This window comes from Rhodococcus ruber (assembly GCF_027270735.1).
GTDB classification, from domain to species: domain Bacteria; phylum Actinomycetota; class Actinomycetes; order Mycobacteriales; family Mycobacteriaceae; genus Rhodococcoides; species Rhodococcoides rubrum_A.
In genome coordinates this window covers 1-656 of the sequence record NZ_JAPWIJ010000037.1, presented here as the reverse complement: position 1 = coordinate 656, position 656 = coordinate 1, and the positions used below count along the sequence as shown (strand labels likewise).

Here is a 656-nt window from a genome sequence, read left to right as displayed (position 1 = left end):
CTCAGTGATACTGGAGTTGTTCGTCGAGGTGGAAGGTGTGACTCGTTTCCGCTCTGACGCCGGTGGCTGTCTTTCATGTGATGTGTCGGCCTTCGCCTCGACGGACATCGTTCACACGCGACCGGTGGGCGGAGTGACTTGATAGGAGCCTGACCAAAGAGTCCCGTCACTGTGTTGTCCGCCGTCCCGGCCGGTGCGTGGTCACCTGTCGAAGGGATAACCAGTGTCCAGCATGACCGAAAACCCACCCGATGTCAGCCTCGCCGTCATCGCAGGCATCGACACTCACAAAGACACCCACCACGCGGCGATCATCGACCACCTCGGCCGCAAAATCTGCGACCGAGAGTTCCCGGCAACCGGCGCCGGCTACCGCGCTTTGTTGGCATGGTTGATCGGGACCGGCATCGTCGTCCGAGTCGGAATCGAAGGCACCGGAAGCTACGGCTCCGCGCTGACCGCTGTTCTGCTCGCAGCGGGCCTCGAGGTCGTCGATGTCGACCGCACCGATCGTCGTTCGCGGCGCTTTCACGGCAAGTCCGATCCGCTCGATGCCTACAGTGCTGCTCGCATCGCTGCGGCCGGGCTGGCTCGCACCATCCCGAAGACACACGACGGGGACGTCGAGTCAATTCGGTTCCTGCACAACGCTCGTC

Annotated in this window: 1 protein-coding gene; it reads left to right on the top strand. The window is 62.8% G+C overall.

Features of this window, described 5'->3' with window-relative positions:
* Positions 1 to 232 precede the first annotated feature (232 nt).
* The coding region (locus tag O4220_RS27715; protein ID WP_269608748.1) for an IS110 family transposase at positions 233 to 656 on the top strand (424 nt) is incomplete at its 3' end.